Source organism: Luteimonas rhizosphaerae, from assembly GCF_002849595.1.
In the GTDB taxonomy this organism is placed as follows: domain Bacteria; phylum Pseudomonadota; class Gammaproteobacteria; order Xanthomonadales; family Xanthomonadaceae; genus Luteimonas; species Luteimonas cellulosilyticus.
On sequence record NZ_NRQR01000020.1, the window covers coordinates 152,217 to 165,627 of the forward strand.

The following is a 13,411-nucleotide window of genomic DNA, read 5'->3' on the forward strand; positions in this document are numbered from 1 at the left end:
CACGCCATCACAGATCAACCATGACAATGCACCAAGACACGCAGAGAGTAGATTACAAATCCGCGAGCGAGCTAGCCTCCCTACTCAGGAAATTAGAACAGGAGTTCGATCGCGTCTCTTATGCGAAGCCGCCTACCGATGAGCATCTATCAAAATGGGAGAGCCAAGCAAATCTCTGCCTGAAAACTGCAAATTCCTCCAAATCAGCAGAAATGCCCCGCGTGGCGAGGCAAGCACTAAGATTTCTAGATCAAATTGAGAAAATGAAAGCCCGCAAAGCGGCATACATCATACGCCGCCGAACGGCGACAAGTTCATCCCATTTTCTTCATTACACCGAGTCGACCGCTAGCCTTGAGCAGCATACACAATCCCCCTTATCTGCCAGCATAAAATTAAGCTTAGAAAATTCAAATTCTGACCAGGACTCGGAGAAAGAATCTAAAGATAAATTTTCTCTTTCCGATAAGGAGATCTCGGAAGATACTACAGCTTTTCACGAGTCAATTACACCGTTTGAAATTTCGACATCGGAAGCCACTTCCGAAAGAGCGCATGCTGCTTACTCAGGGCGAACGCCAGTTACGAGAAGGGAATCAAATTTCCGATCGCCTTTAGCTAACGGCGCCGCACGCGAAGTTAAAGAAACTCTTAGCCGAAAGCACTCATGGCAAGTGACCCCGATAATAGCTGTTGAAGGTAGACTGGCACGCGAGAATTCATTCAACTCCGCTCGCGAGGTAGCTTTATCTTGGCTAAGAAAAAAAGGCTTCGATGTAAAATCTGTTCAGCACGACAGCTTTGAGGCCAAATCTAGATTTGGGCATACCACCAGCGTAGTTAATGCCATTGAACACGGTCTATGGGCTATGCAGACCGAGACTCTTGACAAGAGCACGCCAGGAAGGCGATGGCGAGTCGAGATGGTGCTACTTGACGCTACCCCCACACCCGCGATCACCATCACTCTAACCGCTATCTCGCCCCAGGATACCGGCGAGCCGAGCACAAGTATACCGGGCCTTGTTAGCGACATTGTTCGAGAAATAGGGATTCTAGATGTCGACGAAGGTGCGGTTTTTGGATCGGAACCAACAATAATAGATGACCATAAATCCTTGCAAGTTGTAATCAGCTCGATTAAGTCATCTAAGCGAAGTCGTCCTCTCGTTGTGATTTCGACCTACACGAAGAACGGGTTATCAAAGAACCTCTTGCGACCTTCTGACCTCTCGCGCAAGTTGAGCGGATTGGCAAAGGTGGTGGTACTCAGCCGCGAGATGGCATGGCCCTTCAACGAACTCGTGAGCCGAAAGTTCGCGGTGGCGGGCGCAGCTATACGTATGTTTCGACCTGACTTCTCGTCTGATGACGAACCTGGTAGACATCCGATTTGGAGCCCCACAGAGCTGACGGAGCAGGGCTTTGGACTAAATGCTCTCACAGGCCAACTTCTTCGCGAATCTGCATACAGCTCCCTTCGCGCGCTAGAACGTGAGGATGCAATACCTAGTTTTGAGCGAGTTCGAGAGATGACGCTGCGGCGCCAGATCGAACAAGCGCGAGAGAAGGTCAGAGATGCCTCGAAAAGAGCGACTGAAAGTACCTCGATCGACGCCGTAAAAAATGAGCTACTGGAAGAGAAGAAATACATCGAGCTGCTCGAAGAGGACAACAGCTCCCTTCAATCAGAGCGAGATATCCTGATTTCCGAGCTATCCGCACTGCGCGACCAACAAGATCGAATGAGAGCGAGAATTCACTACCTCGACTCGCGCGTTTTCTCGCTGGAAGCTCAGATCAGAGAAGAGGGAGGCCCTTCTGAACCCACTTTCCCCGAGAATTGGGATGATCTAGATGAATGGTGCGCAGATAATCTTCGCGACCGAGTCATTCTTACAGGCAAAGCTCTGCGCGCGGCACGCAACTCTGTGTTCGACGACATACCGCTTGCCTATAGAACACTTTGGCTTCTTTCAGAATATTACGTGCCAGCCAGAATAAATGGCGGAGAATTTCGAAGTGAATTTGCCAAACTTGGACTTGAGATATCACCTGTTGGAAATGCTGTAGAGGATCGCCGCTACAGCGGGGCATATCAGACACCCTACAAACACGAAACGGTAAAACTAGACCAGCACGTCAAAGGAAAGGACAACGTAGATCCAAGACATGGGTTCAGGGTCTACTTCCACTGGCATGAAAGAGACAACTGCGCAATCGTTGGCTGGCTTCCCAGTCATCTAACCAACTCGCTCTCTTAACTTTGCTCCGTTTTCCTCTCAATCTTAGGCGTCACTATAGGATTACTCGCCTCGAAACCTGGCCATTCCAAGAACATTTCTTCGTCGATTTGGTTCCATTTTTGAGAGATATCTGACTCAGACATACCCTCATAACGATATCTTCGACAGAGGACTTCCAACATAGTTCTCTTGCGCCAATACCAGCGAGATCGCTCTTCGAAACGAAAGGTAGTATTCACAAGAATTAAGATTCCAGACAACGATGCGAGTGCAGCAATCGCGGGCCTAGGCATTTGATCAACTGAGACAGCAACCGTCGTAGCGGCACTTGCAATCACAGAACAGAAGAGGATCGCAAACGATGCGTAATAGTTTCGTCGATTTCTTTTCCCGCAGCTTGCGATTCTATATTCCAGCCGCTCGATCAGATCGGACACACCCCCTCCTTTGTCTACGGAAAGAAAACAACTACATATTACGCCGATATTCCCCACCCACGTCATACAACGCATGGCTGATCTGCCCCAGGCTATGCGTCTTGACCGCTTCCATCAGCGCCTCAAACACATTGCGCCGTTCCCGCGCCGCGTTCTGAAGATACGCCAGACCATGCCCGTCGTGGACCATCGGTGCCTGTTCGTCGGCGTCGGCCTGATGGGCGTGTGAGGTCTCGCCCTTGGGCGCGAGGGCATTGCGGCCTTCCTGCCAATTGCGGACGTTCTCGATCTGCTGGCCCTTCTCTTCTTCGGTGCTGCGGATCAGTTCGATCTCGGTCGCGATCTCGCCGGCGTGTTCCTTGGGCAGGAACATGTTCACGCCTACCAGGGGCAACGAGCCGTCGTGCTTCTTGTGCTCGTAGTACATGGACTCTTCCTGGATCTTGCCGCGCTGGTACATGGTGTCCATGGCGCCCAGCACGCCGCCGCGCTCGCTGATGGCTTCGAATTCCTTGTAAACGGCCTCTTCCACGATGTCGGTGAGGTAGTCGACGGCGAAGCTGCCCTGCCAGGGGTTCTCGATGAAGTTGAGCCCCATTTCCTTGTTGATGATCATCTGGATGGCGACGGCGCGGCGCACGCTCTCTTCCGTCGGCGTGGTGATGGCTTCGTCGTAGGCGTTGGTGTGCAGGCTGTTGCAGTTGTCGAACAGGGCGTAGAGCGCCTGCAAGGTGGTGCGGATGTCGTTGAACTGGATCTCCTGCGCGTGCAGGGACCGGCCGCTGGTCTGGATGTGGTACTTCATCATCTGGCTGCGTTCGTTGGCGCCGTAGCGCTCGCGCATGGCGCGTGCCCAGATGCGGCGGGCGACGCGGCCGATGACGGTGTACTCGGGGTCCATACCGTTGGAGAAGAAAAACGACAGGTTGGGCGCGAAGTCGTCCACGCGCATGCCGCGCGCGAGGTAGTACTCGACGATGGTGAAGCCGTTGCTCAGGGTGAAGGCGAGCTGGCTGATCGGGTTCGCACCGGCTTCGGCGATGTGATAGCCGGAGATGCTGACCGAGTAGAAATTGCGGACCTTGCGGTCGACGAAATACTGCTGGATGTCGCCCATCATCCGCAGCGCGAACTCGGTGCTGAAGATGCAGGTGTTCTGGGCCTGGTCTTCTTTGAGGATGTCGGCCTGCACGGTGCCGCGCACGGTGGCGAGGGTGCGTGCCTTGATGTCGGCATAGGTGTCGGCATCCACCATCTGGTCACCGGAGACGCCCAGCAGGCTCAGGCCCAGACCGTCATTTGTGGGCGGCAGTTCGCCGTGGTAACTCGGGCGCTCGCGGCCTTCGAAGAGTTTGGCGAGACGGCTTTCCGCCTCCTTCCAGCGGGCGTCGTCCGCCTTGAGGTACTTCTCGATCTGCTGGTCGATGGCGCAGTTCATGAACATCGCCAGGATCATCGGCGCGGGGCCGTTGATCGTCATCGACACCGACGTGGTGGGCGCGCACAGGTCGAAGCCGGAATAGAGCTTCTTCATGTCGTCGAGCGTGGGGATGTTGACGCCCGAGTTGCCGATCTTGCCGTAGATGTCCGGGCGCGGCGCCGGGTCTTCGCCGTACAGGGTGACGCTGTCGAAGGCGGTGGACAGGCGCGCGGCCGGCTGGCCGACGGACAGGTAATGGAAGCGGCGGTTGGTGCGCTCGGGCGTGCCCTCGCCCGCGAACATGCGGATCGGGTCTTCGCCAGTGCGGCGGTACGGGTACACGCCGCCGGTGTAGGGATAGCTGCCCGGCAGGTTTTCCTTGCCCAGGAAGGTCAGCAGCTCGCCCCAGCTCTTGTAGGTGGGCGCGGCGATCTTGGGGATCTTCTGGTGGCTCAGCGAGTCGCGGTAGTTGTCGACCTTGATCGACTTGTCGCGCACCTGGTACTCGGTGAACTCGTCGGTGATGGATTTCAAGCGCTGGGGCCATTCGCGCAGGAGCTTGAGCGATTCGCTGCTGAGGGCCTGGATGGCGTCGTTGTAGCGCTGGCGCAGGGTGAGGAGGGAGCGGTCGACGGTCCTGCCGGAGGCCTCATTCCGGCCGTCACTCCCGCGCAGGCGGGAGTCCATGGACGTTTCGCTCTCACCGCCCGAACGTCCATGGGCCCCCGCCTCCGCGGGGGCGACGGTGCTGGGGTCAGGCGCGACGCCGGCTTGAACGGGGTCGGCAGGGACTGCGGGGGATGGGCTGTCGACGACGACGGCACCCTCACCCGCAGCTGCGCTGCGACCCCCACCCCGAGGGTGCGTCGTCCCGCTGGCGGGAGAGGTGCCGGCACTGCGCTCGGGCGCGATGTCGTCGGAGTGGTAGAGATCCAGCGCCTTCGGCAGCTGCGGATCTTCGAGTTCCTGCAGCGCCTGCCACATGGCCTGGGCGCGGTCGGCGGCTTCGGCCTGGCGCTCGATGTCGGTGTTGATGCGGCGGCCGGATTCGGCGATCTCGGCGAGGTAGCGCACGCGCGCGCCGGGGATCAGCACGGTGGCGCGCGGTTCCTTGAGGGAGGTGTCGAGGTTTGGCTGGAAATTGCAGCCCCGCCCCTCTGTAGGAGCGGCCTTGGCCGCGATGCGTGTGACATCACCGGTCGGCGCTCCGGTCGCGGCCGAGGCGGCGCCTGCACCGGCGCCGGTCTTCTCGCGCAGCAGGCGGCACAGGTTGTCGAACATCCAGGTCACGCCGGGATCGTTGAACTGGCTGGCGATCGTGGGATACACCGGCACGTCGGCATCGGCGGTCTGGAACGCGACGCGGTTGCGCTTCCACTGCTTGCGGATGTCGCGCAGCGCGTCCTCGGCGCCGCGCTTGTCGTACTTGTTGAGCACGATCAGCTCGGCGTAATCGATCATGTCGATCTTCTCGAGCTGGCTGGCCGCGCCGTAGTCGCTGGTCATGACGTACATCGGGAAATCGACGAGATCGACGATCTCCGAATCCGACTGGCCGATACCGGCGGTCTCGACGATGACGAGGTCGTAGGCGAGGCTCTTGAGGAAGCCGATGCAGTCCTTGAGCACCGCATTGGTGGCAACGTTCTGGCGACGCGTGGCCATCGAGCGCATGTAGACGCGATGGCTGCGCAGCGAATTCATGCGGATGCGATCGCCCAGCAGCGCGCCACCGCTGCGCCGACGCGTGGGATCGACCGAGATCACCGCGATGCGCATCTGCGGGAAGCTGGCGAGGAAGCGGTTGAGCAGTTCGTCGGTCACCGAGGACTTGCCCGCGCCGCCGGTGCCGGTGATGCCGATGACGGGCGTCTTGCCGCCGGCCAATTGCCAGGTCTTGCGCAGCTTGGCGAGTTCGCCGTCGGTGATGCGGCCGGCCTCGATGCCCGACAGCACCCGGCCGATGCCGATCTCGTCGTCGATGCCGGGCGCGTTGCCGGTCTCGACGCGGACGGTCGCATCGCGCGCCTCGCCGGCGCGGCGGACGACGTCCTCGATCATCTCGACCAGCCCCATCTTCATGCCGTCGTTGGGATGGTAGATACGCTCGACGCCGTAGCCCTGCAGCTCGCGGATTTCCTCGGGCGTGATCGTACCGCCACCGCCGCCGAAGACGCGGATGTGGCCGGCGCCGCGCTCTTTCAGCATGTCGACCATGTACTTGAAGTACTCGACATGGCCGCCCTGGTAGCTCGACAGGGCAATGCCGTCGGCGTCTTCCTGCAGGGCGGCGCGCACCACGTCCTCGACGCTGCGGTTGTGGCCCAGGTGGATGACCTCCGCGCCCTGCGACTGGATGAGCCGGCGCATGATGTTGATGGCCGCGTCGTGGCCGTCGAACAGGCTGGCGGCGGTGACGAAGCGCAGCGGCGCGGTGTCGGTCTGGCGGTCGGGCAGCTGGTTGGCAGGCGTGCTCATGGCGCGCTCCTGGGAATGCGAAAAGATGCCGCGATTGTAGCGGCGCGGGGTCATGCGGTTTCGGGCGGAAGCATGTTGCGACGCAGCAGGCGCGATGGCGATGATGCTGTGTACGGCGCGCTGCGAGCCTTCCGAACGATGCCAACCCACGACCGGAAGATGCGCCCTGCAGGAGCGCGCTTGCGCGCGATGGGTGCCGGGGGCGACGCGCATTCGAGCGCAGTGAGCGCCGAGAGCGCCCTCACCCCTGCCCCTCTCCCCCGAGGGCACGTCGTCCCGCAGGCGGGAGTAGAGGTTCCAAGCCGAGGCGGTGATGCAGGGGCCCGGCCCTCCGAGACGCGCTTCGCCTGGACACCATCGCGGCCTGAGACCCATCGCGCACCTGACGCGATCGCCTCCTGACGCCAACATTCCCCCAGAACCCGGCGCCGCTGTCACCTGCCCTCCCTCGCAGGAGCGCGCTCGCGCGCGACGCTCCGCTCGAGGGGTGTCGATGCGGGTCCGGGGCTGCAGAAGACCGCACGCAAGGCCGCGGTACCAATGGCGAGCGCGCCCGCCCTTGCCCGCCGTCGACACCGCAGGGCGCAACCTTCGCATTCCGCCCGGACGAGCATCCCGATGACGCCACTCGACAAGCCCCTCAAGCGCGAAGTGCGCATCGGCGACGCGGTCTACTCGCTGACCCTCGATCCCGACGGGCTGAAGCTGGTGCCCAAGGGCAAGCGCAAGGGACTGGTGCTGCGCTGGACCGATCTGGTCAGCGGCGATGCGGCGCTGGCGACGGCCTTGCAGGCATCGCTCGAGGCGCCCTGAGGCGCGCTGGCGGGCTGCGGCCAGGCGTTCGCGCGCGAGCACGCTCCTACAGAGCAGCCCAGTCGCTTTGTTTGAAGGTCGGCCGATCCGCGCGCTTGTAGGAGCGCGCTCGCGCGCGAGGGCCCGTCGCGAGGAACTTCGAGGCGGGCACGGGTCAGGCTGTGCGGATGGCGGGCCGTTACGCGGGCAGTCGGTCTCGCTGGCGGCCGCGGACGGCACGACCAGCCTGGCGGCGTGCCTGCATTGGATGCCCATTAGCGCATTGGCGAGGGAACGCCTTCGCGAGGGAACGCTCTCGCGCGCGAGCGCGCTCCTTCAGGGCCGCGCGCGCTTCGTGGAACGCGTACGCCTCTGGCGGTCAGCAGACCCCGAACGGCAGCGCGCCGGTGGAGACCACACGCTGGCCGACGGTATCGCCCTGCAGGAAGGCGATCGCATCGGCGACGACGCCCGCATCGTTGGCGATGCGGTGATGGCCCAGGCCGGTGGTGCTGAGCAGGTGCGCCTGCGGCCAGTAGCGCGCGTAGCGTTCGCCCTCGGCCCAGGGCACGTCGCGGTCTTCCAGGTCGTGCACCACCAGCGCCGGGCGGGCGATGCGCGGGGCGGTGGCGTGGGCCTGCAGGTCGGCGACCGACTGCGCGGTCATCGCCTCGTAGTCGTCGAAGATCCGCCGGGTCAGGTGCTGGGCCAGGCCGATGACGCCGGCGAAACGACGGGCGGCGTCGACGGGATCGGCCGCGGGTGCCAGCAGGATGGCCCGCTCGGCCTGCAGGCCACGGCTGAGCGCGATGGCCACGGCCGCGCCGCCCAGCGAATGCCCGACCACGCCCGCGAGCGGGCCCAGGTGCGCGGCCACGGCCTGCACGCCCGCGACGAACATCGGCAGGTTGGCGCGGCGGCCGCTGCTGCGGCCATGCGCCGTCTGGTCGAACGCGACGACCGCATAGCCGGCGCGCTGCAGCGGCGCCACCCACGGCAGGAAGCGCAGGCCGTAGCTCGACCAGCCGTGGGCCAGCAGCACGCAGGGCTGGGTGTCGGGATCGCCCCAGGTGTAGACGGTCAGCTGCTCGCGACCGAGCGGCAGGCGATGGATGCGCGCGCCGCCGGTGTCGGCATTGCGGGCACGTTCGCGCGAGGCCGGCATCGGCGTGCCGAAGAGGTCGAACGCACGGTGCAGCGTGCCCGCGGGCGCCAGCCAGCTGCCCAGCCGGAAGCGCCAGCGCAGCAGCGCGAGCCCGGCATGGTTTCGAACGGTCGTGCTATTTGAGGACGCGGCGGCGGTGGCCATGGCGGGTTCCAGGGGATCAGGCGGTGGGAGACGGGTTGGACGCGGGCCCGGATGCGGGGCCGTTGCCGGCGCCATAGGACGCGAGCAACCGGTCGAGCGACCGCAGCGCGAGCTGGCGCGCGTGGTCGGGGTCGTACAGGCGGGCGGTGTGCAGCCCCTCGGTGACGGCGAAGATCTCGAAGGCGAGCAGCATGGGATCGGTCGACGGGGCCAGCTCGCCGGCGTCGACGCACATGCCGATGGCCTTCGCCAGTTGCTGGCGCCAGTGCTGCAGCCAGCGCACGGTGCGCTCGCGCAACGCGCCGGGGCGCGCGTCGTATTCGTTGGCCGCGCCGAGCATCACGCAGCCGTCGGGGTTGTCCAGCACCCACTGGAACCAGCCCTCGGCGATTGCGCGCAGGCGCGGCAGGCCACGCGGCCGGGCCAGCGCCGGCGCGACGACCACCTCGGCGAAGCGAGCGGCGGTCCAGTCGAGCACGCTGAGCTGCAGGTCCTCGCGCGAGCCGAAATGGGCGAAGACCCCGCTCTTGGACATGCCGGCGGCGCCGGCCAGATCGCCGATCGACAGGCCTTCGAGGCCCTGGCGCGAGGCGATGGCATAGGCGCGCTCGACGATCATCTCGCGGGTCGCGCAGCCTTTGCTGGTGGCGGGCACAGGGGTCATGCGGGGATAAATAGCACGAACGTTCGTATTTTCAAACCGGTGTGGCGCCACCCTTTCCCGGCGTCTACCGGCACCCCGCATTTCAGCTCGGTCCCGCTGACCCGGTCGCACCCCGGGCTCACCGCCCGGCCGGCGTGTCCAGCGCCTCGCGCAGGCGCAGACGGCAGTCCTGCAGTCCGGATTCCGACCGGTGGATGCGCACCGGGGCGCCGGTGCTGCGCTCGCCGAGGATCCGGCACAGCGTGGCCTGCAGCGTGTCGGGGTCGTCGTCGAAGGCGCCGTGCGTGGTCGCGGTGCTGCCGTTGGCGGCATGCGCCGGCGGTTCGGGCACCGGGGCCTGGATCCAGTCGAGCCGGCCGGTCGCCAGCAGGTCGCGGATGCCGCCGTTGGCTTCGATGAAGCGCGCCATGCCCAGCAGCGGCGTGCCGTGGCGCTGGTCGGCGCGGACCCAGCTGCGGGCCTTCTCCTCGAACGCGTGGGCGACGAGGTACAGCAGCGACTTGTTGTAGACGCGGGCGCAGTGGTCGTCCTGTTCGGCGCGATCGGTCAGCGTGAACAGCGCGCCGTGCCCGATGCGGCCCTCGGCCAGTGCCGGCGCGAAGGTCTGCTCGAACAGCGTCATCGTCATCGCCGGCGCCCACAGGTTGAGGCTGGCGATCGTCGTGCCGATGCCCTGCATGCCGGCCGCCGGGCCGCCGGGCACCACGCCGTTGGCGGTCAGCAACTGGGCCAGCGGCGCGAGCAGGGCCGAGCCGGCGCTGTGGCCGACAAGGTGCAGCTCGACGGTCGGATCGGCGCGCATCCACTCGCCCAGCAGCCGCGCGACGTGCGCGGCGCCGCCGGCTTCGGTCAGCGTGTCGCCGCGGCGTTCGATGGCGGTCGTCGCCAGGCGCGCGTTCTCCTTCATCTCTTCCCAGAGCGCGCGGCCGCCGAGCGCGCGGGCCAGCGGTTCGACGGTGTCGTCGATGCGGTCGAGCAGCAGGCCCTTGGCCTTGTCCATCAGGCCTTCGCTGCGCGGGCGCACGGCATCGCGCAACAGGTTGCCGAGCGTGCTCCAGAAATCGGTCTTCCAGACGAAGCACAGCGGGTAGACCTGCTGCGGCAGCATCAGCTCGCGCAGGTCGGCGACGCGCTGGATCGCGGCCTGTTCGGGCACCAGGCCGCCGTGGGCGTAGAGCATCACGCGCTTGACCGGCCAGTCGCGGGTGATGCGCGGCAGATCCTCGCGCACCAGGTTGCGCAGGTCGTTCTGGTCCAGGCCGAACCGGCCGGTGCCGCGCAGCCGGCCGTCGTTGCCGAGGCTGACGACGTGCGGCCGCAGGTCGGCCTGCGAATAGCCGTTCGACTGGCGCGCCAGCGCGGAATTGCTGGCGGCCGCGCCCTGCACACGCTGCAGCCGCACCGGCACCGCGAGCCGCGCGACCCACACGTCGGTACCGCGCTGCAGCCACTCGTCGTAGCTGACGTAACCGAAGCCCTTGCGGCCCCAGCGCGTGCCCCAGGAGTTCTGGAGCCAGAAGCCGTCGCGGTCGTAACCGACGATGGCGTAGGCGTGGTAGCCACTGACGGGTTGTTCGTTCCACGGAATGACGCCGTCGGCGGGCGGGTCCAGCCAGTCGTCGTGCACGGCGCTGGACGCGTACAGCACGCCGACTTCGGAAAACGCCGCGTGCATCGCGACCAGGTCCTTGTGGTTGACGCGGTAATAGGCGCCGAGCGGATGTTCCTGCGCGGCGCGTGCGCGTTCCTCGGTGTAGAGCTGGTCGAGCGGGCCGCCGGTCGCCGGCCAGCAGTCCTCGGCGCAGACGCCGTGGCGATGCCAGCCCTTCATCGCGCCGCGGCAGCTCGAGCCGTCGTAGTCCTCGCCTTCCCACTCGTCGTAGCGGCGGGCCATGTCGTAGAGCATCCGCGTGCTGACGCGCGCGCGGACCGCGTCGGGCGTGCGCCGGCGCAGCAGGGTGTGGGCGACGGTCGCCAGGCCGAACGCGGTGCAGGCGCCCTCGCCGCCCTGGTCGAGCACCGGCACGCGCAGCGCGGTGAAGCGCGACAGCGGCATCTCCGCGGGCACGTCGACGAGGGTGGGATCGAACATGCGGTCGCGGAAATCGGCGGTATCGGGCCGCGCGTCCAGCAGGCGCGACACGCGGGCGGGCGCGTGTCCGTTGGTCTTCTTCCTGGCCATGGGGATCTCCTGTCGCTGTGCCTCAACGCGCCCGGCGCCGTGCGCCGGACAACCGGTGGATCCCCCGGTGCCGAGTCTGCACCCGGACGATGTCGCGGCGTGAGACACCGCGCCCGCCCGCGGCGCCGGCGATTCTGCGATGCTTGCGCCCGGCCCGCGCCCGGCGCGGGGCATGGCATCCAGGGGCACCATGAAGAAGCGGGTCAAGAAAATCCTCGGCTGGGGCGTGTTCACGCTGCTGGTCATGGCGGTGAGCAGCGTGTTCCTCGCCGATCACCTGATGCCGCCGGCCACCGGCCTGCCGAGCTACGCGCTGTCGGTCGAAGCGGACGCGACCCCACTGGACCGCGAGCTGGCGCCGCTGCTGGCGCGCCATCCCGGCCAGACCGGCGCGATCCTGCTGCCCGACGGCATCGACGCCTACGCGGCGCGGGCACTGTCCGCGCGCCAGGCCGGCCGCAGCCTCGACCTGCAGTACTACATCTGGCACGACGACCTGACCGGCCGCATGCTGGCCAACGAAGCCTGGGAAGCCGCCGAGCGCGGCGTGCGCGTGCGCATGCTGCTCGACGACATGGGCATCGGCACGATGGACGCGACGCTGCTGACGCTCGATTCGCACCCCAACATCGAGCTGCGCGTCTACAACCCGTTCCGCAACCGCAGCGGCGTGATGCGCGTGCTGGAGATGGTGCAGCGCGCCTGGGGCATCAACCACCGCATGCACAACAAGGCGTGGATCGCCGATGGCCGCGTGGCCGTGGTCGGCGGCCGCAACATCGGCGTCGAATATTTCAGCGCGGCCGAGGACACCAATTTCCACGACCTGGACGTGATGGTGTTCGGCCCGACGGTCGTCGACGCCAGCCGCATCTTCGACAGGTTCTGGAACAGCGAGGCAGTCGTGCCGATCGCCGGCCTCAACCGCAAGCCGAAGACCACGATCCGCGACATGCTGGCGCAGATCCAGGAAGAAGCGGAAAGCCCGGAAGCGCGCCGCTATCTGGACGCCGTCGACATGTCGGCCAGCGTGCGCCGCTATGCGACCGGGGAACTGTCGCCGTTCTGGACCGATTCGCTGCGCATCGTGTCCGACCCGCCGGCCAAATGGCGCGACGACACCGGCGAGGATTTGCTGGTGCCGGAGCTGTTCGAGACGATCGATTCCGCGCAGCGCTCGGCGTTGCTGATCTCGCCCTATTTCGTGCCCGGCACCGACGGCACCGAGTGGCTGTCGGGCCTGTCGCGCGACCGCAAGGTGCAGGTCGCGGTGGTGACCAATTCGCTCGCGGCCAACGACGTGCTGGCCGTGCACGGCGGCTATGCGCGCTACCGCGTGCCGCTGCTCGAGGCCGACGTGCGCCTGTACGAGATCCGCAGCCAGGCCGATGCCAAGGCCGAAAGCAGCCTGTTCGGCAGCAGCGGCGCGAGCCTGCACACCAAGGCCTTCCTGGTCGATGGCCGCCGCGGGTTCATCGGCTCGTTCAACATGGATCCGCGCTCGATCAACCTCAACACGGAAATGGGGCTGCTGTTCGACGATCCGGCGCTGGGCGCGGCGCTGTTCTCGGAATACCAGCACCTGATCGCGCCGGGCATGAGCTACTGGGTCTACCGCAACAGCGCAGGCGAGCTGCGCTGGCTGGACCGCACGACGACGCCGCCGACGGTCGTCGCGAAGGAACCCGACAGCACCGCCACCCAGCGCGGCATGGCGACCGTGCTGCGCTGGCTGCCGATCGAATCCCAGCTCTGAACGGTGCAGCGGTGGACATCGCGCATTGATGCGGCGCAGCACCGTTTCGCCGCCACACACAAACCGTATTCAGCGCGTTAAGCCATTGAGCGGGCAGCGGGTTTCCGGCGTTGGTTGCGTCTTCAAC

Annotated in this window: 7 protein-coding genes; 3 read left to right on the forward strand and 4 right to left on the reverse strand. The window is 65.2% G+C overall.

The features are described from left to right. Positions 1-20: 20 nt before the first annotated feature. A complete protein-coding gene (locus CJ022_RS16775; protein ID WP_143703935.1) occupies positions 21-2,264 on the forward strand; it encodes a hypothetical protein in 2,244 nt (747 codons plus the stop codon). 450 nt (positions 2,265-2,714) lie between these two features. On the opposite strand, the gene CJ022_RS10215 is transcribed toward CJ022_RS16775, so the two are convergent. Continuing rightward, positions 2,715-6,581, reverse strand: a complete 3,867-nt coding sequence (locus tag CJ022_RS10215; protein ID WP_101926690.1) for a methylmalonyl-CoA mutase family protein — start codon at positions 6,579-6,581, stop codon at positions 2,715-2,717. 618 nt (positions 6,582-7,199) lie between these two features. Here CJ022_RS10215 and CJ022_RS10220 point away from each other — a divergent pair. After that, positions 7,200-7,394 carry a hypothetical protein gene (locus CJ022_RS10220; protein WP_101926540.1) on the forward strand — a complete coding sequence of 65 codons (195 nt, stop codon included), beginning with the start codon at positions 7,200-7,202 and terminating at the stop codon, positions 7,392-7,394. A 358-nt stretch (positions 7,395-7,752) separates the two neighbouring features. On the opposite strand, the gene CJ022_RS10225 is transcribed toward CJ022_RS10220, so the two are convergent. The 3 genes from CJ022_RS10225 to CJ022_RS10235 all read right to left on the reverse strand — a co-directional run bounded on the left by CJ022_RS10225 (position 7,753) and on the right by CJ022_RS10235 (position 11,528). Then, a complete protein-coding gene (locus tag CJ022_RS10225) occupies positions 7,753-8,682 on the reverse strand; it encodes an alpha/beta hydrolase (protein WP_101926541.1) in 930 nt (309 codons plus the stop codon). Positions 8,683-8,698: 16 nt separating this feature from the next. Beyond that, the gene (locus tag CJ022_RS10230) at positions 8,699-9,346 is read right to left on the reverse strand and encodes a TetR/AcrR family transcriptional regulator (protein WP_101926542.1); all 648 of its coding nucleotides are present in this window, start codon (positions 9,344-9,346) and stop codon (positions 8,699-8,701) included. Between the two features lie 118 nt (positions 9,347-9,464). Then, positions 9,465-11,528: a C1 family peptidase gene (locus CJ022_RS10235; RefSeq protein WP_101926543.1), complete on the reverse strand. Its 2,064-nt coding sequence runs from the start codon at positions 11,526-11,528 to the stop codon at positions 9,465-9,467. A 190-nt stretch (positions 11,529-11,718) separates the two neighbouring features. Here CJ022_RS10235 and CJ022_RS10240 point away from each other — a divergent pair, with 190 nt between their 5' ends. Next, positions 11,719-13,284, forward strand: coding sequence for a phospholipase D family protein (locus CJ022_RS10240; protein WP_233198694.1), 1,566 nt, complete (start codon positions 11,719-11,721; stop codon positions 13,282-13,284). Positions 13,285-13,411 lie beyond the last annotated feature (127 nt).